The organism is Haloarcula quadrata (genome assembly GCF_003634715.1).
Taxonomy (GTDB): domain Archaea; phylum Halobacteriota; class Halobacteria; order Halobacteriales; family Haloarculaceae; genus Haloarcula; species Haloarcula marismortui.
The window spans coordinates 1,494,608-1,515,037 of record NZ_RBWW01000001.1 but is presented as its reverse complement, the minus strand read 5'-3'; the positions used below and the strand labels follow the sequence as shown (position 1 = coordinate 1,515,037).

Annotated in this window: 19 protein-coding genes; 14 read left to right on the top strand and 5 right to left on the bottom strand. The window is 61.8% G+C overall.

Features of this window, described 5'->3' with window-relative positions:
• Positions 1–13: 13 nt before the first annotated feature.
• Complete coding sequence (locus BDK61_RS07805; protein ID WP_244209728.1) at positions 14–247, bottom strand: helix-turn-helix domain-containing protein; 234 nt, start codon at positions 245–247, stop codon at positions 14–16.
• Positions 248–785: 538 nt separating this feature from the next.
• Here BDK61_RS07805 and BDK61_RS07800 point away from each other — a divergent pair.
• The 7 genes from BDK61_RS07800 to BDK61_RS07770 all read left to right on the top strand — a co-directional run bounded on the left by BDK61_RS07800 (position 786) and on the right by BDK61_RS07770 (position 8,390).
• A complete protein-coding gene (locus tag BDK61_RS07800; protein ID WP_007189901.1) occupies positions 786–1,511 on the top strand; it encodes a DUF7260 family protein in 726 nt (241 codons plus the stop codon).
• A gap of 246 nt (positions 1,512–1,757) precedes the next feature.
• Complete coding sequence (locus BDK61_RS07795; protein ID WP_007189902.1) at positions 1,758–2,270, top strand: plastocyanin/azurin family copper-binding protein; 513 nt, start codon at positions 1,758–1,760, stop codon at positions 2,268–2,270.
• A gap of 1 nt (position 2,271) precedes the next feature.
• The gene (gene nosZ, locus BDK61_RS07790) at positions 2,272–4,251 is read left to right on the top strand and encodes a TAT-dependent nitrous-oxide reductase (RefSeq protein ID WP_121302930.1); all 1,980 of its coding nucleotides are present in this window, start codon (positions 2,272–2,274) and stop codon (positions 4,249–4,251) included.
• Between the two features lie 30 nt (positions 4,252–4,281).
• Positions 4,282–5,073, top strand: a complete 792-nt coding sequence (locus BDK61_RS07785; RefSeq protein ID WP_121302929.1) for a hypothetical protein — start codon at positions 4,282–4,284, stop codon at positions 5,071–5,073.
• On the top strand, positions 5,070–6,455 hold the full coding sequence (locus BDK61_RS07780; protein ID WP_121302928.1) for a right-handed parallel beta-helix repeat-containing protein: 1,386 nt from the start codon (positions 5,070–5,072) through the stop codon (positions 6,453–6,455). Before BDK61_RS07785 ends, BDK61_RS07780 begins: the two co-directional genes overlap by 4 nt.
• The gene (locus tag BDK61_RS07775) at positions 6,442–7,449 is read left to right on the top strand and encodes an ABC transporter ATP-binding protein (RefSeq protein WP_121302927.1); all 1,008 of its coding nucleotides are present in this window, start codon (positions 6,442–6,444) and stop codon (positions 7,447–7,449) included. Before BDK61_RS07780 ends, BDK61_RS07775 begins: the two co-directional genes overlap by 14 nt.
• Positions 7,446–8,390 (top strand): ABC transporter permease, encoded by a 945-nt coding sequence (locus BDK61_RS07770; protein WP_121302926.1) that lies wholly within the window; start codon positions 7,446–7,448, stop codon positions 8,388–8,390. Before BDK61_RS07775 ends, BDK61_RS07770 begins: the two co-directional genes overlap by 4 nt.
• Before the next feature lie 2 nt (positions 8,391–8,392).
• On the opposite strand, the gene BDK61_RS07765 is transcribed toward BDK61_RS07770, so the two are convergent.
• The 3 genes from BDK61_RS07765 to BDK61_RS07755 form a co-directional block, all read right to left on the bottom strand.
• Positions 8,393–9,289 carry a hypothetical protein gene (locus tag BDK61_RS07765; protein ID WP_007189908.1) on the bottom strand — a complete coding sequence of 299 codons (897 nt, stop codon included), beginning with the start codon at positions 9,287–9,289 and terminating at the stop codon, positions 8,393–8,395.
• 39 nt (positions 9,290–9,328) lie between these two features.
• Complete coding sequence (locus BDK61_RS07760; RefSeq protein WP_004962171.1) at positions 9,329–10,426, bottom strand: coiled-coil domain-containing protein; 1,098 nt, start codon at positions 10,424–10,426, stop codon at positions 9,329–9,331.
• A 173-nt stretch (positions 10,427–10,599) separates the two neighbouring features.
• On the bottom strand, positions 10,600–11,433 hold the full coding sequence (locus tag BDK61_RS07755; protein WP_004962174.1) for an MBL fold metallo-hydrolase: 834 nt from the start codon (positions 11,431–11,433) through the stop codon (positions 10,600–10,602).
• 198 nt (positions 11,434–11,631) lie between these two features.
• Here BDK61_RS07755 and BDK61_RS07750 point away from each other — a divergent pair, with 198 nt between their 5' ends.
• Positions 11,632–12,081, top strand: coding sequence for a universal stress protein (locus BDK61_RS07750; RefSeq protein ID WP_121302925.1), 450 nt, complete (start codon positions 11,632–11,634; stop codon positions 12,079–12,081).
• A gap of 112 nt (positions 12,082–12,193) precedes the next feature.
• Here the strand turns inward: BDK61_RS07750 and BDK61_RS07745 are convergent, their stop codons facing one another.
• The gene (locus BDK61_RS07745; protein WP_121302924.1) at positions 12,194–12,592 is read right to left on the bottom strand and encodes a YlbF family regulator; all 399 of its coding nucleotides are present in this window, start codon (positions 12,590–12,592) and stop codon (positions 12,194–12,196) included.
• A 275-nt stretch (positions 12,593–12,867) separates the two neighbouring features.
• Here BDK61_RS07745 and BDK61_RS07740 point away from each other — a divergent pair, with 275 nt between their 5' ends.
• From BDK61_RS07740 to BDK61_RS07715, 6 genes are all read left to right on the top strand, one after another.
• On the top strand, positions 12,868–14,142 hold the full coding sequence (locus tag BDK61_RS07740; RefSeq protein WP_121302923.1) for a methyl-accepting chemotaxis protein: 1,275 nt from the start codon (positions 12,868–12,870) through the stop codon (positions 14,140–14,142).
• Between the two features lie 54 nt (positions 14,143–14,196).
• Positions 14,197–15,243 carry a diphthamide biosynthesis enzyme Dph2 gene (gene dph2 / locus BDK61_RS07735; protein WP_007189913.1) on the top strand — a complete coding sequence of 349 codons (1,047 nt, stop codon included), beginning with the start codon at positions 14,197–14,199 and terminating at the stop codon, positions 15,241–15,243.
• Between the two features lie 64 nt (positions 15,244–15,307).
• On the top strand, positions 15,308–17,239 hold the full coding sequence (locus BDK61_RS07730; RefSeq protein WP_121302922.1) for a PAS domain-containing sensor histidine kinase: 1,932 nt from the start codon (positions 15,308–15,310) through the stop codon (positions 17,237–17,239).
• Positions 17,232–17,678, top strand: a complete 447-nt coding sequence (locus tag BDK61_RS07725) for a response regulator (protein ID WP_004962190.1) — start codon at positions 17,232–17,234, stop codon at positions 17,676–17,678. The genes BDK61_RS07730 and BDK61_RS07725 overlap by 8 nt, the downstream gene beginning before the upstream one ends.
• Positions 17,679–17,680: 2 nt before the next feature.
• Entirely contained in the window at positions 17,681–18,754 is a 1,074-nt protein-coding gene (locus BDK61_RS07720; protein WP_121302921.1) for a hybrid sensor histidine kinase/response regulator, read from the top strand.
• Positions 18,755–18,850: 96 nt separating this feature from the next.
• The gene (locus BDK61_RS07715; protein ID WP_121302920.1) at positions 18,851–20,410 is read left to right on the top strand and encodes a sensor histidine kinase; all 1,560 of its coding nucleotides are present in this window, start codon (positions 18,851–18,853) and stop codon (positions 20,408–20,410) included.
• Positions 20,411–20,430: the final 20 nt, after the last annotated feature.

Below are 20,430 nucleotides of genomic sequence, written 5' to 3'. Positions count from 1 at the left end.
GCAGACGCTTACTCTAACCCGATGTGATCGACTGAAGCTGGTACGTGTCGTTGTCCTTCGTGAGAAAGCCACAGTCGGTCAGCGTCGCAAGATACGTGTGCAGCGTTCCTTGGGAGAGTTCGATTCGCTCGCTCAGTTCCTGCAATGTCGCGCTGTTTGCCTCCTGTACGGCTTCGATGATTTCGCAGGCGTTCTCCACGGACTGTATCCGCCGGCCCGTGTTTTGTGTGTCGGCGTCGTCGGTCATTACCGAGTAGAGTTGCCGTCATTATTTAAAACCCAGATGTAAGCGATGAGCGGCCGGACCAACCAGCGGCCGCTGGCAACCGACACCTGTCAATACCCGACACAATAAGACTGTACGAGTACCGGTATATAGAAATACTGGCGCTCGAAACGTATCCAAATTCGTGTTTTTAATATTACCCATGCAGATAGACAGCCTTCAGCTATCGATACCGCAATTATATCTCAATAATCCGATTTTATAGATGTAGTTGGACACAAAAATAATCACAGATGTGCCTATTTTTGATTTAGTAGCGAGTTTTGACCCTCGTATATTTTAGATGGTACGTATTTATATCCAAATCTGATCGGTAGGTCTTGGTCCCGGAACCGGATGCTATTCCATTCCAACTGGAATTGCCGATGTACCGAGACCGCAAGACACACAGCGAACGCAACGCTCCTGTCCCGAGTGCCTTTATAAATAACCGTCCAGAACACGGTGGTGTTGACGGGTAACTAAAACACTTATTGTTGTTACTGAACGAGAGACTAGTATGTCAACGACGCCTGCGCAGGACGGCACGCAGTGGTTCCTGCACACATGGCGAGACCACATTCTCGAGCCGATAGAGACGGCTCTCACTGTGCTCGACGTGGAGCATACCGAGCTTGCAGCCGAGCAAGACGGGCTCGAGGACTTTCTACAGCGTCTGCGTGCCGTCGACCCCGCCCAACAGCCCTCCGCCCCCGTTGGTGCGCGAAGTCGACAGTCCGAATCCGGCCCCGTCAAAGCGCTACGGGACGCCTACGCCGACACGGTGCTGGCTGTCGACCATTACGAGTCAGTGTACGACGAATCGCTGGTCGAGAACGTCGCTATCGAGTTCGGGCCAGACTACGCAGCGCTGTTTCACCCTGAGACGAACGTCGGGTTCTCACCGCCGCTCAAACGCTCGCTAGTGGCCGCGGCTGAGCAAGCAATCGACGAACGGATCTCGCTGGACCGCGCTGTCAAAATCGAACAGGAATCGATGCAGGAGTACCACAGCAGTTTACAGGAGATCATCGAGACACTCGACAGCACAGTCGTGCCTGAGTGGTATCGCGAGACGTTCCGAAACGACGTTACAGCGCTGCTTCAGGAGCGCCAAGACCAACTCCACGCAAGCGTTCACCGGTTCGAGACACACGAGTTCTGCACGTATATGTACGAAGAGCAGTTCTGGACGTATCCGGTGTTGACCAGTCTCGCGCGGCTACAGGAATCTGTGGACAGTTGAACGAAGGCGGTCCCCAGAGCAGACAGTCGTAGGCGTCACCGAAGCGCGGTGAACTGGCCGCCGGCATCCACCACCCAACTCGGGGAGCCCAGAGACGATTACACAGTCGTTGTATTCTGTGGCAATCGTCACGAAGAGTCACCATTCACTATTTACCGGCGAACATATTCGCCCGGCTTCCTGCCAAATGAGAGTGCGGTTCCCTATATATACAGGCTGGTCTTCGAGTTGCAGCCGTGAGCTATCATGGAAACGCGTAGAACATTCGTACGCGGTCTGGGTCTCGCGGCTGGAGTCGCGCTGGCTGGCTGTTCGTCGGGCGGCGGGTCCGACAGTGGCGATGACGGCGATTCGGGGAGCGGCGGTGACGCGTCAGACGGCGGCGAGACCGAGTCCAGTGACGGCGGGAGCGGGTCCGAGTGGGCCGAGACGAGCACCGTCGAAATGACGGACGAACTGGCATACGAGCCGAAGAAAATCCAAGTCGAGTCAGGGACGACGGTCACGTTCGAGAACGTCGGTAGCATCGGCCACACGGTGACGGCCTACGAAGACAAGATCCCCGACGGCGCGGATTACTTCGCATCCGGCGGGTTCGACTCCCTGCAGGCCGCGAAAGACGGCTACAGCAACGGGCAGGAAGGCAATATCCCGAAAGGTGAGAGCTACGAGGTCACGCTGGAGACGACCGGGACGTACGAGTACTACTGCATCCCCCACGAGATGAACGGGATGGTCGGCACAATCAAGGTGGTCTGATATGAGTAAGCACGAAACCCCACGCGACCCGAACGAAGTCCTCGAAGAGTACGAAGAAACGCTCGATTCGGTGCTGGCGGAGGTCGAGTCCACCGATGAGGCGACAACGGATGATGACATCTCTCTGGGACTACCCGGCCATTCGCTCGGTCGCCGGGACTTCATGAAAGCCGGTGTCGCCGCCGGTGCGATGGGGTCGGTGGCCGGCTGTTCAGCGTTGAGCGGCGGCGACAGCAGCGCTGGCAGCCAGTCAACGCCCTCGAGCAGCGGTGCGAGTCACACGGTCGAGCCGGGCGAACACGACGAGTATTACGGCTTCTGGTCCGGCGGCCACTCTGGCGAACTGCGGGTCATCGGCATCCCGTCGATGCGTGAACTCACCCGTATTCCGGTGTTCAACACCGACTGTGCGTCGGGCTATGGCTTCACCGACGGCACGCAGGAGATGCTGGAGGAAGGCGGTGGCTACAGCTGGGGTGACAACCACCACCCGAACCTCTCGGAGACGGACGGCGACTACGATGGCGAGTATCTGTACGTCAACGACAAGGCCAATGGCCGCATCGCCCGCGTGAACCTCACGTACTTCGAGACGGACGCAATCACTGACGTCCCGAACATGCAGGCCATCCACGGGTGCTGTGTCCTTTCGCCAGACACGAAGTACGTGCTGGGCAACGGCGAGTTCCGCGCGCCGCTGCCAAACGATGGGACCGACGCGAAGAACCCGGACAACTACACGTCGCTGTTTGTCGCCGTCGACCCCGAGTCGATGGAGACCCAGTGGCAGGTCAAGGTCGACGGCAACCTCGACATCGTCGACACCGGCAAAGAGGGTCGGTGGGCCATCTCCTCGGCGTACAACAGCGAGGAGGCCACCGACATTCAGGGCATGACGAAGGACGACCGGGACAACGTCAAGGCCTTCGACATCCCGGCTATTGAGCAGGCTGTCGAGAACGGCAACTACGAGGAGGTCAACGGCATCCCCGTCGTCGACGGCACGCAGGGAAGCTCGCTGAATCAGGGCGACCGCCCTCTCGTGAAGTACATTCCGACGCCGAAAAGCCCCCACTGCGTCGAGGTCGGGCCGAACGGCGACTACGCCTTCATCGCGGGGAAGCTCTCCCCGACGGTGACGATGCTCGACCTGAACGCGCTGGCCGACTCCTCCGACCCCGATGAGGTCGTCGCCGGGCGACCGCGTGTTGGGCTCGGCCCGCTTCACACCACCTTCGATGGGAACGGGCACGCCTACACGTCGCTGTTCATCGACTCTCAGACAGTCAAATGGGACATTCAGGCCGCCGTCGAGGCCGAAGAAGGGTCCGAGGACCCCATCATCGAGAAGCAGGACGTCCACTACAACCCGGGCCACATTCAGGCCCTTGAGGCGATAACGACCGACCCGGACGGAGAGTGGCTCGTCAGCCTCAACAAGCTCTCGAAAGATCGGTTCCTCCCGGTCGGCCCGATAATGCCCGATAACGACCAGCTCATCCACATCGGGCAAGGTGAAAAAGAGATGGAACTGGTCGCGGACCATCCGGCCTACCCCGAGCCACACGACTGCGTGTTCGCCCACAAGGACAAGATAGACGCCAAGAAGGTCTACGACAAGGACGACTACGAGGAGACCTACATTACCGAGGAGGACTCGGGCGTCGAGCGCACGGGCGAGAACAGCGTCCACGTCAAGATGACGACCAAGCGCTCGGAGTTCGGCCTGCCGGACTTCACGGTTCAGGAGGGCGACGAGGTGAAGCTATCTACGACCAACATCGAGGGCGTGCAGGATATCATCCACGGCGTCGCCATCCCCGAGCACGACATCAATTACGCCGTGGCGCCACAGGACACCCGGGAGGTCACGTTCACCGCTGACGACCCCGGCGTGTACTGGATCTACTGCACGTACTTCTGTAGCGCCCTGCACTTGGAGATGCGCAGCCGGATGATCGTCGAACCGGCGGAGGGGTAGCGCCACAACCCATTTCGGAGGTGTTCAGCCATGCAACGACCCACCATCGACGACTTCCGTGAGATCCGGCGGGGCCTCCCCGCGGTAGCGGCGCTGCTGTTCGTCGCGGCGCTCGCGTTCCCGATGTGGCGCATCAGCGTTGATGCGGTGCAATACCCCAGCACGACGCTCCGCGTCTCCCTGTACGCCTACCCCCACCTGACCGGGGACTTCATCGAGATGGCGCGGCTGAACCACTACGTCGGGTTCTACTTCCCCGACCCGGTGTTAGTCGAGCCGAACTTCCCCGTTGAGGAGAACGCCATCGACGTACCCGAGTGGTCGCTCGGACCCGTCGCGTTCATCGGCGTATCACTGCTGTCAGTGTTCGTCGCCGTCGCACCGACCGTCGACAAGCTCAAGCGCGGCCTGAAATACCAGTTCGGCGGCACCGTGCTGGTGTTCACCGTGATGCTGGCCGATATCCAGTACCGGCTCTGGGAGGCCGGCCACACGCTCGACCCGGGTGCGCCGGTGATGGGTGTCGCCGGCTTCACACCGCCGCTGTGGGGGCAGTACCAGGTTGCCAACATCACGAGCGTCTCCCGGTTCGGCCTCGGCGCGTACATGGCCGCCACGGCCGTCGGACTGCTTGCGGTTTCGTACTACTACCGCGACCAGGCGGCGACGTTCAACGAGCTGCCGGCCCGAATTCGCAACGGGCTCACCGGGCTTCCCGACGCCGTTCGGGACCGTGACGGCGACACCGACGACGAGGAGGACGCCCCGCATCACCCGACGACCACCGCGGCCGAACCTGACAAACCAGAAACCCACTCATGAGCCCACTGTCCCACGATTTCGAGCGAGTGTTCGCCGTTGGTACCGCAGTCCTGCTCGTGCTGTCGGTCGTGGCTGTCGGGATGGCCAGCGCCGGCCCGACCGGCAGCGACGACCTCGCCTTCGACCCCGACGTGCCCGACACCGACTCGTTCACCACCCCGTCGGCTGACGGCACCGCGACGGTCGACGGCCAAACGTACGACAGCGCGCAGGCGGCGGTCGACGCCGCAGACTCCGGCGACACCGTCACGCTCGACGGTCGTTTTAACGAGACGCTCGTCGTCAGGACGCCGAACGTCACGCTCTCCGGGAGCGGTTCCGGGTCGACGCTGTTGCACGGTGATGGCGAGGGCGATGTGCTCGCCGTCGAAGCACAGGGTGTGACCGTGTCGGATATCTGGGTCCGCAACAGCGGCTACAGCACCGCGACGAATGACGCCGCGCTATTCGTCAACGCAAGCGAGATCACTGTCCGCGACAGCCGCGTGACCGACATGACCTTCGGCATCTGGCTTGACGGTGTCGATGACGCCGAGATACAGAACAACACCATCGTCGGCCGCGAGGAGATAACGCAGTTGACCAGACGCGGCAACGGCATCCAGATCTGGAAGACCGAGGACAGCGTCATCCGGAACAACGACATCACCACCGTCCGGGACGGGCTCTACTTCAACTGGGCGAAAGACGTCAACGCCAGCGCGAACACGATGTGGGACCTCCGCTACGGCGTCCACTACATGTACTCGGACGACTCGCATCTGCGGGATAACACCGCCTTCGACAACGACGTCGGGTACGCGCTGATGGTGTCGAAACACCTCGTCATCGAGGACAACGTTGCGGTGAACAACAGCGGACAGTCCGGCCACGGTATCCTCGTCAAGAGTATCGACGACACGGACATCCGCGGCAACCACCTCGTCGGCAACGAGAACGGGCTGTTCGTCTACAACTCCGTTAGCAACCGCATCGTCGGCAACCTCGTCGTCGGCAACGACGTCGGCGTCCACATCGCCGCCGGCAGCACCGACGGCACCGTGACCGAGAACAGTTTCATCCGCAACAACAGGCCGGTGTTCGCGGTGATGAGCGACCAGGTCCACTGGAACGAGAGCGTCGGGAACTACTGGTCCCGGGCGAACCCGACGGACGTTGACGACGACGGCGTCGGCGACACCCGCTACCAGCCGGCCGGGACCGTCCAGCAGGTGACTGCGGAAAAGCCCGCCGCGCGGGTGTTCGCCAGCAGCCCGGCCTTCGACGCCGTTCGGCTGGCTGAGTCGTCCGTTCCAGTCGTTCAGTCGCCCGGCGTGGTCGATGCCCGCCCGCTCACCGAACCACCCCACGAGAACTGGAGGAGCTACTATGAACGTGATTGAAGTCGACGGTGTATCGAAAGCGTACGGCGATGTGCAGGCGCTTGACGGACTGAGTCTGTCTGTCGAACAGGGAGCCACCCTCGGCGTGTTCGGCACGAACGGGGCCGGCAAAACGACGCTGTTCAAACTGCTGGTCGGGCTGAACCGACCGGACGAGGGGAGCGTCTCAGTCGCCGGTGCGGACCCGACCGACGGGACCGCCGTCCGCGAGCGAGTGCGCTACCTGCCGGAACACGCCGGCTTCCCGCCGAGCCTGACTGGCCGCGAAATACTCAGCTTCCACGCCCGGATGCGCTCGGTACCCCGGGAGGACCGAGACCACCACGTCGAGCGCATCCTGCACACTGTCGGACTCGCGGACGCCGCGGACCGCCGGGTCGGCGGCTACTCAAACGGAATGAACCGCCGGCTCGGCCTCGGGACGGCGCTCGTCGGCGAGCCGGCCGTGTTGATACTCGACGAACCGACCGCGGGGCTCGACCCCGACGGCATCCGGGCGTTCCACGAGGTCGTGGAAGCCCTTGCAGCCGAGACGGACGTGACTATCGTCTTCTCCTCGCACGCGCTCGGGGAGATTCAGCGGCTCTGCTCGGCGGCGGTCATCATCGCCGACGGACAGGTGGCAACCGCGGGGCCAGTCGAGGAGCTTCGCCGCGCTGCCGCCGACGAGGTGACGGTGTCGCTGTCGCTTGCGTCCGAGGCGGCTGCAAGCGACGTAGCGACCGACCTCGGGACCTCCGAGGCAGTGTCCACCGTCAGCCGCTCCGGTGCGGACGTGACGGCACGGACCACGCCGGCTGACGCCTACGACCTCCTGACCGCCGTTGGTGAGGGGGCCAACATCGACCGCTTCGAGGTCCGCGAACCAGGCCTCGAAGCCGCGTTCCACGAGGCCGTCGGGGCGGATAACGGCGATGGCTCCGGCTCCGACAGCACAGCGTCGGCAGCGGCTGCGGAGGCGGCGACCGAGGACTCGGGAGATGAGCCGGCATGAGCGAGGACGAGTCATCGACGGACCCGGCCCCCGACGGCGGCGTCGTTTCGGTCGACGCTCCAGCCACCCGGTTACACGACGGTGGAACCGAGGGGCATACGGCCACGGATACGACCGACGAATCGGCGTTCGCCCGGCTTGCCGACAGCAGTCTGCTGACCATCGCTCGTCGGGAGTACCGGCTGGCCGTCCGGAGCCGGTGGGCGCTCGGCGTGGCGCTGCTGTTCGGCCTCTTCACCACCGCAGTCGTCCAGTTCGGCGCGAGCTCGGTCGGCCCGGGTCGGTTTGACGCGGTGGTTGCGACTATCGCCGAACTCGGCGTTTACCTCGTGCCGCTGACCGCACTGGCGGTCGGCTACGACGCCATTGTCGGTGCCGATGAGCGCGGCTCGCTCGAACTCATGCTCGCGCTCCCGGTCACGAAAGGCCGTGTCGTTGTCGGCACTGCCATCGGCCGGGCGGCGGTGCTGTCCGGCGCGATGTTGCTCGGCTTCGTTCCCGGCGCACTGTTGACCGTCCGCTACATCGGCCTCGCCAGCGTCGGCCAGTACGCGGCGGTCGCCCTCGCAGCGGTGTTGACCGCCTGTGCGATGCTCGGCGTGGCAGTACTCGTTTCGACGGTCGCACGGACGAAAACGCACGCGCTCGGTGCCGCACTGGCCATCTGGTTGTGGGTCGCGCTGTTGCACGACTTGGTGGCGCTAGGGGCCGTCGCGGGGTTCGACCTCGGGTCCGGCGCTATCGCCGCGGCGATACTGCTCAACCCCGTGGACTGCTTCCGCGTGCTCGCACTCGCACAGGTCAACGTGGTCGCTGGCGGCTTCGGGAGCGTGCTGGCACAGGCCGGGCTGACCACGCCAATGGTCGCCGCGGGACTCGTCGCGTGGGTCGTCGTGCCCGTCGGCGTCGCCGCGAAACTCATTCAGCGGCGGCGTCTCTGAACCTAAATCGACTGCAGCGCTGTTTCTTCCGGTTCCTCGAACAGACTGGCGACCCGTTCCGTCGTCTCGGTACGCTCGTGAGCGTTTTCCAGAAGGACGGTTTCGCTAGGGAACAGCTGCTCGCCGAGTTCGAGCCCGTGGTCCCGCGCAGTCGACCCCGTAACGGTGAGGTAGACGCCGAGGCCGGTCGCCGCGATATCTGCCTCTTCCTCGCCGCCCTCCGTGGGATACGTAAAGGAGACGCCATCGAGCGCACTCGTCCCGAGGACGGCTTCAACGAGCCGCTCGTACCGCGGTGAGATACAGAGTTCACCCTCGTAGTTGGTGACGAAATCCCGGTCGAGAGGCCCGTCCTGTGTGTCCATGACCTCCGGCGTCGCTAGCAGTGTGTGATACACTGTATCGCCCAGCCCGGTCACGACCCGTACGTCGGTGTCCAGCGGATCGATGCGGTCGTTGATCTCGTGGATGGCGGTCAGCGGTTCGTCCCGAAGCTGAACGACTTCCTCGAGCACGAGGTCGGCGCTGTCGAACCCGAGCGCAAACTCGTGTGTCCGGAGCGCCCGGAACGGTTCCTCGCGGCCGACCAGCTGGACGTCACCGTGTTCGGTCGGCACAGTGACGCTGTCGAAGACGATCCGTCGGGGCATCCCGTCGCGGTCGTCACGGAGCAGCGTATACTCTGGCTTGTATGGCGCATCAAGCGAGGAGTAATCGCTGATGCGATGGTACACGTCGGCGACCGCGTCCTGATTGCCTTTGGTGACGGCCTTCTCGTAGCGAAGCGTCGAGATGATATCGTCGGCCAGGTCGGTCGTCCCCGTGCGTCCGGCGAGTCGCTCCAGCACTGCTTCGAGGGGCCGGCCCTTGCGCGGGACGGCCACTCTCGTCGTCGTCATTATGCAGGCACAGACGGGGGACCGGTAAAACGAGTTCGGTTAGTCGCCGCCGCCGATGACCGACGACAACTGTTCGCGCCACTCTTTGAGCTCTTCGATCTCCGATTCGGTTTCGTTTATCCGGTCAGCGAGTTTCCCATCGTCAATCTCCTCGCGGACGGCTTCGATGTCGTCTTCGAGATCGTCAAGCTGCCCTTCGACGCTCTCGACTTCTCCGGAAAGCTCGTCGACCTTGTCGGAGGCGGACGTGGCTGTATTCGTCGCCGACTGGACCTCGTCCTGAAACCCTTCCAAGGCCTCTTCGAAGGAATCGAGGCGCTCGCCGAACTCCTGAATCATGTCCTCGCCAGTGCCGTTCTCCTCGAGGAACTCTTCGAGGGCATCGGTGTACGCACGGAGGTCTGCAACATCGCTCTGGATGCGCTGAATCCGAGCATCATTGACGCCGCCAGTGTCGCTGTCGTCCTCAGAAACGGCGTCAAGCGCGCGCTTGAGGAGCTTCACGTCTTCGGGTGAGACGTTCTGATCGCGGATTTCCTGTGCCATCGTCGCAACGACAGCGCCGGATTGTACCTCGGAGTCCGCCGGTGCGGCGTTGCTCTCTTCGGGGGCTTCGACACTTGAGTCCGGGTTGTTCGGGTCCGAGAGGTCGAGCGTCTCGATATCCTCGTCGTCATCGTCTTCGAGGCCGGGAACGCTGTCGGCGTCACCAGCGATGACGTCTCGGACAGCCTCGTCGCCGCCTCCGACGAGGTCCTCCTGGTCTTCATCCAGTGGCGGGTCCACACTCTCGATTTCGGGTTCCGTCAAGAATTTCTCGACGTCGTCGGTGCCCGTCGCACGAATGCCGTAGACAGTCGTGTAGTCGGCTTCGGCTTCAAGTTCCTTCTCGAAGGCGATCCGGTTTTCGTTGATGTCCCAGTACTCGCTGCCGTACTCGGGGTGGAAGCCCAGATCCTCGACTGCCACGTCGTCTGGAACAGTGTCGACTAGCCTGACTGTCACCGGAACGGACCGCCGCGAAGTGAGATTAAACGCTATCGCGGGCACGGGAAACTCGTCCGCCTCGAACCGCTTGGTCACTGTCACACCATCGGCAGCGACAGTGACTTCGTCGTAGGCTTGCGAATTGCTCATGGTCTGTATGGTCTCAGCAATAGTATTAAAGGTACGTACCTGACCAACATTTACGCCTTTTTTTCTATATGACGGTCATTAATATAATGTGTTAGACGTAACCTCAGTAACACGAACAGGGCGTGAGACAGGAAGAATTGATAATCCGTCTGCTCAGCACTGGCAGACCGCTTTCAGTCGAGGTCGTACCGATCGCCGATTTCAATGATTGAAAACGTCGAGGGATGCTCGAAGCTGTTGGCGTGGTTGTGCAGGACGGTCGGCTCCGTTGTCATTCCCTTCCACATGTCCCAGTGGGTCGGGATGAGGGTGTCCAGCTGGAGTTCGTTCGCGGCTTCGATAATCATGTTCTCGTCGTTGTACCACTGCGTTCGCGTCGGTTCGCCGGTCTCCTTGTCGTCGATCATCCCGACCGTCCCGAACGCGAGAACGCCGACGTCAATGTCGTAGCGCTCGCCGACAGACTCGAACTCGCCGGGGCGGGCGTCGCCGCCGTGGAAGAACGTACCGGCGTCGTGTTCGAACACGTACGACACCGGGTGCTCGGCGTCGGGATCGTTGGCCGGTTCGACGTGAACTGTCAGGTCGCCGATTTCGAGCGTGTCCCCCTCCGTGACTTCGTGAAGCTGGTCGTCGGTGACGCTATAGTTCTCCAACCACGCCTCCTCTCGGATAACGTCGTGACCACTGTCAGTCGTATAGTAGTCCGCGCCCGTCCCGGCGAGAATCGGCGCTTGTGACGGCCCGTGAACGTGGTCGGTATGCTCGTGGGTACCCAGAACCGCATCGCATTCGGTGATGTCTTCGGGATTGAACGGCACTGGGACCATCCGGACGGTTCGCGGCGGGTCGCCCGTGCCGAGATACGGGTCGATGAAGACGGTCGTCCCGCCACTGGATTTCACGATGAAGCCGTTACAGCCCAGATACCAGATCGCCAGTCCGTCGGGTGTCGCCGACTCCACCGCACGCGGGAGCCAGTCGTCCCAATCAGATTCGACTGTCATGTCGGGAGATGCCACGCCCGGTCGCTAAGATGTTTCGAAGACGCCGGGCCGTCGGTCGCTGGCTGCTGTACGGATACTTCGGCCAGCAATTCGAACCGACCTCCGCAGTCGCCGATGGCTTTCGGTCGTCGTGGGGCCTCTCGCTGTCTGAGAACGGAGCCCTCGGTTTATTTACCAACTGAGAGAAATACAACCTGTATGTACGATCACATTCTCCTCGCCTCGGATGGAACAGAAGCTTCAACCAACGCCGAGTCCCACGCGATTTCCCTCGCAGCGGAACACGGTGCGGCCCTCCACGTGCTGTATGTCGTTGACGAGGACGTGTACACGGCCTACAGCGGTGACGAATACGTCGACGAATCGGAGGGGCCCGAGCATGGTCTCGAAGAGACGGGTCAGGAGACGCTGACCCGGATACAGGCCGACGCGGAGGCGTCGGGCGTCGACGCAACGACGACCCTGAAACACGGACGACCGGCCGAATCCATCATCGAAACCGCCGACGAGGCGGACGTCGATCTGCTCGTGCTCGGGACGAAGCGGCGGCCGGCGGAGTACCGGAGTCTCCTCGGCAGCATCACCGACAAAGTGCTCAGGCTGAGCGAGCGACCAGCGGTCGTGGTGAAAACCGAAGTCGAGGAGTAACCCTCAGTCGGTCAAGTGTTTCGCTGACTGGCAATAGCTGTCGGCGGCATCGGCGCTCCTGACCGGCAGCTTCAGGGTCGGCGAAAAGTACGACCGCGAGAAATACCGGGGTTCAGTCCTCGCAGCAACCGCCGGCTTTCTGGCCGAAGTCGACAGCCAGTTCCTCGGACACGATCTCGTTGAGTTCCTGCAGGCGCAGTTCGAGTTCGTTCTGGGCCTCAAGATAGTCGCTCATCACCGAGATGTCGTGAAGTTCCTCCTGCTTTTGCTGGACCTTCCGGAGGTCCTCCTGAGAGGCGTTCCCGGTCTGGCGGGCGAGCATGAACTCCTCGCGGATCTGCTCGAACTCCTTGATGGCCGCCTGCGCCTCGTCATGGTTTTCGACGGCGTCTTTCGTCTCCTTGAATCGCTGGTACACTGGGAGCTCGGCGATTGCTTCGCCGAACTCTGTAGCGAGTGCCTCGACGCGGTCACCGTCGATGTCAGCGGCGGTATCGGTCTCGATACTCATCGCTGTATCGTATGGACTCGGGCGGTATAGGCCTGCCGAAACCGGGTTGTTATACGCAGGACAGTGCCTCAGTGCTAGCACAATAGGCTGCGTCTGTTACGTTGGGCAGGACCCGGAACTGTGGTTCCAGTTGCACATAGCCAGCCTTGCTCGGTCTCGATATGGCGAACCGGAGTTATCAGTGGTTGTAATCAGCCAGAAATGATATATCCTGCCCGTGGGTCCTTACAATAATGGCTAAACAAGCTACAACGAGCAGACTGTTGCCGGAATCTATGGACAACAGTGGAGAGTTCTGGCTTCACGCATTCGAATCGCTTGTGGCAGATTTACCGGAGCCGGCGTTCGTGGTCGACGCGGACGGCGACATCACGCACTGGAACCAGGCGGTTGAAAACATCCTTGGGCTCCCGGCGAGCGAGGCTGTCGGGATGAACGCATACGACGTGTTCGGCACAGAGGGACAGGACGAGACGCTCGCCCAGGAAGTCATCAGGACTGGGGAGCCAGTCCGGGAAGACGAGTTCCGTTCGGCCGAGCGGCCTGACGGAACGATGGCGCACGCGCGAGCGGTGGCTATTCCGCTCATGGGTCCCGGCGGGGACGCTATCGGTGCCTTAGAGCTACTGATCGATTTCAGCGATATCGTCGAACAGCGTGAGGCGCTCCAGAGCCTCCAGTCACAGATGGCGACGGACGTCGAGTCAGCGGTCGGCGAAATCGGCGACTCCGCCGCGGCCGTTACCGAGCAGTCCGACGATATCAAGCAGATGGCCGGCGAGCAGTCTGAAAACCTCGATGAGGTCCAGTCCGAGGTCTCCGGGTTCAGTGCGACTGTCGAGGAAATCGCCTCCAGTGCCGAGGAAGTGAGCAGCCAGAGCGGTGAGGCCAGGGAACTCGCCGAGGAATCCGTCGAGACAGCCGAGGAAACCATCGAACGCGTCGAAGACGCGACTGAATCCGCCGAACAGGTCGCGTCGGACTCGACGGAACTCCGGGGCCATATCGAGGAGATCGACGAATTCGTCGAGGTGATCAACGACATCGCGGACCAGACGAATATGCTGGCGCTGAACGCCAACATCGAAGCCGCGCGAAGCAACAGCGACAGCGACGGGTTCGCGGTCGTCGCCGACGAGATCAAGGAACTGGCCGACGAGTCCAAACAGCACGCTGACGAAGTCGAGCGCATCGTCGGGGAGGTCCGCAAGATGGCCGACAGCACCGCCGAAAACGTCGAGGAGACGACGGACGCGATTCAGCAGGCACTCACCGACATAGAGACGGTGCTAGACAACCAGCAGGCCATCGTCGACGCGACCTCGGAGACGGAACAGGGCATCGGCGAAGTCGCGGCGGCGACGGACGACCAGGCCGCAAGCGCCGAAGAAATCGCTAGCATGATCGACGAAATCGCCCAACGTGCCGCCGAGGTGTCCGAGTCCATCGACGAGCTGGCTGACGCAAACGAGACCCAGCACCGACTGGCACAGGACCTAGAAGAAAACGTCGAGCGGGTCGAGCGCCGACTCGCCGAGATTATGGAGTGACTGGCGCTCATCGAAGCACGGGGGTTATGACTCTCGAACGGATACAGGGGTGCAATGAGTCAAGAGCGGACTGACGGCGACCTCCGGAACACTGGACTGTCGCTCAAGCACGACCGCGAGTGGGATTACGAACTCGACCGAATCGTCGAGGCCGTCGAGGAACGCGACGCAGAGAAAGTGGGACTGCAGTTCCCCGAGGGGCTGAAGCGCCGTGGCCCGGCTGTGGCCGATGATCTCCGCGAGGAACTGCCTGACGACGTGACGGTGTTGCTCTCGGGCCAGCCCTGCTACGGTGCCTGTGACCTCGATACGTACATGATGCGCCGGACGGACGTGTTCGTCCACTTCGGCCACTCGCCGATGAAAGAATCGGACAAGATCATCTACGTCCCGCTGTTCTCCAACGTCGACGTCTTCCCCATCATGGAGCAGGCCCGCGAGGAACAGCTCGCCGACCCCGAAGACGACCCTGATGTGGGGCTCGTGACAACGGCCCAGCACATGAACAAGTTCGACGAAATGCGCGAGTGGCTGGAAGAGCGTGGCTACACGGTCCACACGCGGCGCGGCGACGAGCGACTGACCCACGAAGGACAGGTGCTCGGCTGTAACTACGCCAGTGCCGACGTTGACGCCGACCAGATGCTGTATGTCGGTGGCGGGAAGTTCCACCCGCTTGGGCTGGCGATGGAGCACCCGGAGAAACACGTCGTCATCGCCGACCCCGTCAACAACGTCGTCACCGTCGCCGACACGGAGAAGTTCATGAAACAGCGCTACGGCGCGGTCCACCGCGCGATGGACGCCGAGTCATGGGGCGTCATCTTCTGCACCAAGATCGGCCAGGGTCGCTGGGATCAGGCCGAGGAAATCGTCGAAAACAACGAAAACGCCTACCTCATCACCATGGACGAGGTGACACCGGACCGGCTGACGAACTTCGGGATGGACGCCTACGTTAACACCGGCTGTCCCCGAATCACCACCGACGACGGCCCACAGTTCAAGAAGCCGATGCTCACGCCCGGCGAGTACGAAATCGCTATCGGCGAGAAACCACTGGACTCCCTGGAGTTCGACACCTTCCACGGCACCTGGTAGCCCCCGTTCTCACGGCTGAGAACCAGAGGCATACCGTCTTGTAGCCTGCCACCCCATCCTGTGTATGGCTTCTACGGAGGACACTGCTCTCTTCCGCGACGTTTTCCAAGCGAATCCGGACCCAATTATGGTCCACGACGCTGACACCGGGATAGTCGTCAGGGCTAACGAGGCAGCGGGCGCGTTGCTCGGGCGTCCCCCGGCGGATATCGTCGGGATGCACGTCGGCGAGTTTAGCCCGCCGGGGTTCTCGACAGCAGACGCAAACGCCCTGATTACGGAGGCAGCCACATCGGGGTCGGCACAGGTCGAGTGGACGACACGGGGCCCGGACGGCGAGAGCCGGCGGGTCGAAGTGTCGCTCGAACGCGCCGTCATCGGCGACACAACCCGCGTTGTGGCGTTCATTCACGACGTGACCGAGATCCGCCAACAGGAGCGCAAACACACTGAACGGAGCAAGCAACTCCAGACGCTGATGGAGAACCTCCCGGTCGTCGTGTTCACGCTTGACCCCGATGGCGTCTTTACGTACTCGGCCGGAAAGGGGCTGGACGGACTCGGGATAGAACCCGGCGAACTCGAAGGGATACCGGTGTATGAGGTCTATAAACAGTATCCGGAAATCATCGAGGCTGTTGAACAAGCTCTCGATGGCGAAGAGGTTCGCGTGACACAGGAGGTCAATGACCTCGTCTTCGAGACGTGGTATCGGCCGGTGTTCGACAATGACGGCGATCTAACGCAGGTGGTCAGCGTCGCCCGCGACATCACTGACCTCAAACGGCGCGAAGCACGCATCGAAACACTCAGCGAGGCGACGAACGAACTGCTGTACACCCGCACGGAGCGCGCGGTCGCGGACACGGTGACACAGATCGCACAGCACATCATCGACCAGCCACTGGCGGCGATGTGGTCCTACAACAGCGACGACGATACCCTCTATCCGATTGGTGCAACAAGCGAGGCGGCAGACTTCGCGGCGGTGGAGACGGCGTCTGACCTCTCACCGATGGGTCCCGAAAGCGACGAAAACCGCCTGTTTCACGATGGCAGTCCGACCGTCGTCGAGGACTATCAGGCGCTGTCGAACCCATCAGCGCCCCAGGCACCGCTACGGACGGTGTTGTTTCTCCCGCTTGAGGACTATGGAATGTTGTGTATCGGTTCGCCAACTGTCGAATCCTTCGACAGCCACGAGCGGTTCCTGCTCGAAATTCTCGCGAGCACCGGGGCCGCCGCACTGAACCGGGTCGAACGCGAGACGCGGCTCAAGTCCAAACAGGCGGAACTGGAGCGCTCAAACGAGGCGCTCCAGCAGTTTGCTTACATCGCGTCGCATGACCTGCAGGAACCCCTCCGGATGGTGTCGAGCTATGTCGACCTGCTGGACAGCGAATACGGTGACGACCTCGACGACGAGGCCGCCGAGTACATGGCCTTCGCTGTCGACGGGGCCCGCCGAATGCAGGAGATGGTCAATGCTTTGCTCCGGTACTCGCGGGTCGAGACAAACTCGGGTGACTTCGAGGAGACAGACCCGGAGGCGGTTCTCGACCGCACGCTGGACGCCCTGCGGATGCGAATAGAGGAGGTGGACGCGACCATCACAGCGGAGTCACTGCCACCCGTCGAAGCCGACCCCAATCAGGTCGGTCAGGTGTTTCAGAATCTGCTGGACAACGCCATTGAGTACGCCGTGGAAGCCGGCATCGAACCACGTATCGAGGTCAGCGCGGACAGAGATGACGACGATGTTGTGTTCACCGTCTCGGACAACGGGCCGGGGATTTCGGCGGCGGACCACGAGGAGGTGTTCGACATTTTCCATCGCGCTGGAGCACACGACACGGACGGAACCGGCATCGGACTGGCCGTCTGCCAGCGAATCGTCCTGCGCCACGACGGGCGTATCTGGGTCGAACCGTCGGACAACGGCGCGATGTTCAAGTTTACGTTGCCCGCGGTGACGGAGGTGAGCGGCGATGACTGAGTCCAGCGAGGGGCGACCGGTAGAGATTCTACTGGCGGAGGACAATCCCGGCGATGTCAAACTGACCGAGAAAGCGCTGGAGAAGGGGAAGGTGCTGAACAATCTGCACGTGGTCAACGACGGCGTCGAGGCGCTATCGTTCCTCCGGCAAGAAGGTGAGTACGACGACGCACCGCGGCCCGACCTGTTGTTGCTCGACCTCAATATGCCACGTAAAGGGGGACAGGAGGTCCTCGAAGAAATGAAGGATGACGAGTCGCTCCGCCGGATTCCAGTCGTCGTGCTGACCAGTTCCGAGGCGGAGGAGGACATCATCGAATCGTATGACCTCCACGCAAACGCCTACCTGACGAAGCCGGTCGACTTCGACGGCTTCGTCGACATCGTGAGTAGCGTCGAGGAATTCTTCCTTACAGTGGTCAAGCGGCCGCCGAAATAGCCATGACGGAGACGATACAGCTCGACGTGCTCCTCGTCGAGGACAACCCGGGTGACGCCCGCCTCGTCGAGCACCAGCTAAATTCGCCGGCTGTAGCGCATTTCGTCGATGACGTGACGATTTCCCACGTCGAGTCACTGGCACCGGTCGACGAACGGTCCGGGGCAGCCTACGACGTGGTACTGCTTGACCTCGGACTCCCCGAGTCAACAGGGCTCGCGACACTCGACCGGGCAACCGAGATAATAGAGGGGGTGCCGATCATCGTCCTCACCGGAATGCAGGACCGGGAGATGGCGGTCGAAGCGATCAACCGGGGCGCACAGGACTACCTGCCGAAAGCGGATCTGGACGGCGACCGGCTTGTGAGAGCGCTCCGGTACGCAGTCGTCAGGAGCCGTCAGCAGCGTGCCATTCAGCGCCAGACCGACCAGATGGACTTCTTCAACAGCATCCTGCAACACGACATCCTCAATGGGATGAACGTCATCCGGGCGCGGGGCGAATTCCTCGAAGAGACGCTCGACAGCGAGGAACGCGAGTACGCGTCGACAATCGTCCAGTGGAGCGACGACCTCATCGAACTCACCGAGAAGGTCCGGTCAGTGCTTGAGACCGTCACCGATGGCGACGGGCGGGACCAGGAGCACCGTGAACTACAGGCCGTCCTCGCGGACGCAGCGGACCGCGCCCGGTCGGTCAGCGACGACTGTACCGTTACGATCGATCAACAGGCGGTCACTGTCGTTGCCGACGAGTTACTCGATGACGTGTTCGGGAACCTCTTTCTCAACGCGGTCGAACACGGCGGCGACGACGTGACTATCGACGTGACGACGACGGTTGCAGACGGTACCGTGACTGTCTGTCTTGCGGACGACGGAGACGGGATTCCGAGCAGTGACGCTCGCCGCATCTTCGAGCGTGGGGAGAAGGGGTCTGAGTCCGGTGGGACTGGCTTTGGCCTCTACTTCGTGGACACAATGGTCCGGAGCTACGGCGGCGACATCTGGGTCGAGGACAGCGACCTCGGCGGCGCAGCCTTCTACGTTGAACTCCCGCACGCAACTCTGTAGGGGTGGCCGATTGTCACATTACCATCGGTCGGCCGCATTTCAGCTTCTGAGAAACGGGTCCGAATCTTCAATTCCGGGGAGGTCGAGTCACCTGCTATGGATGATCCGCTGGACGGGAACGAGGGGAGCGATTCGGACGAGCGGGATCGCTATCTCGCGGCTATGCAGGACCTCACTGCGGCGATGGCGGCCAGCGGAACCACCTTTCAGGAGCGTGTCGAGCCGGTCTTGGCCGTCGGTCGAGAGCATCTGGGGTTCCCGAACGGTCACATTGCAGTTGTCTCCGGCGACGAACACAAAGTCGTCGCCAGTAGTGGTCTGCCATCGACGATTTCACCGGGCGTCGAACGCCCACTCTCCGAGACATACTGCAAGCACACGCTCAACGATTCCGGGATTCACATCATCAATAAGGCGAGTGAATCGATGGCGGCCGACCCTGCATACGAGCAGGCCGGACTGGAGGCGTACGTCGGCACGACGCTTCGGGCGGACGGGTCGGAATACGGGACGCTGTGTTTCGTCAACGACGATGAGGCAATTTCGGAGTTCTCGGACTGGCAACAGACACTGTTCGAACATCTGACCCAGTGGGTCGAAGCGGAGATTGAACGCGAAATCGCGGTCGATTCACACAAAGAGAGCCAGCGGCTGTTAGAAGCGACGTTCAACTCACCGGAGACGTTCATCGGTATTCTCGACGCTGATGGGACTCTCATCAGAGTAAACGAAACGGCGCTCGGGTTCATCGACGCTGATGCTGCGGACGTTTGCGGGGAGCCGTTCTGTGAAACGCCCTGGTGGAACCACGACGAGGCGGTCGCGGACCGGTGTCGGGAGGCCATCGAGCGGACGAGAGCGGGTGAGACCGTCAGGTTCGAGGCCGAACACGTCGGCGCAGATGGCCAACGTATCTCAACCTCTGTCGTGGCCCGGCCGGTAACGGCCGACGGCAGTGTTCGAAAGATAATCGTCGAGGGGACGGATATCACAGACCTCAAGCGTCGTGAAGAGCAGATGGAGTTTTTCAACAGCATTCTCAGACACGGCATCCTCAACGGGATGACTGTCATCGAAGCGCGCGCAGAGACGCTTGCAGATACGCTCGACGGCGCACAGTCGAACTATGCAGAGACGATTCTGGACTGGAGTCAGGACATCGTCGACCTCACACAGAAGGTCCGGAGCGTCCTGAACACGATGTCGGACGACGGGCTGACAGAGGCAGAGACAATCGCCCTAGGACCGGTCGTCGAAGGGGCAACGAAAAAAGCGGCCTCGATGGACGAGGACTGCACGCTCAGGACAGACATCCATGACGATATCGAGGTCGTGGCTGACGACCTTCTCGACGATGTCGTCGGAAACATCTTGACAAACGCTGTCGAGCACGGCGGCCCAGGTACCACAATCGAGGTGACGACAGAACGTGTCGGGCCGATGGTTCACCTTCATATCGCTGATGACGGGCCCGGGATACCACCCGCAGAGCGTGATGCAATCTTCGAGAAGGGAGAGCGTGGAACCGAATCGACAGGGACCGGGTTCGGACTCTATTTCGTCTCAGTGATGGTCGATAGCTACGGCGGCAACATTTGGGTTGAAGAAAGCGACCTCGGCGGCAGCGACTTCGTCGTTGCGCTCCCGGTAAGATAACTACTGGGCATTTCCAAACG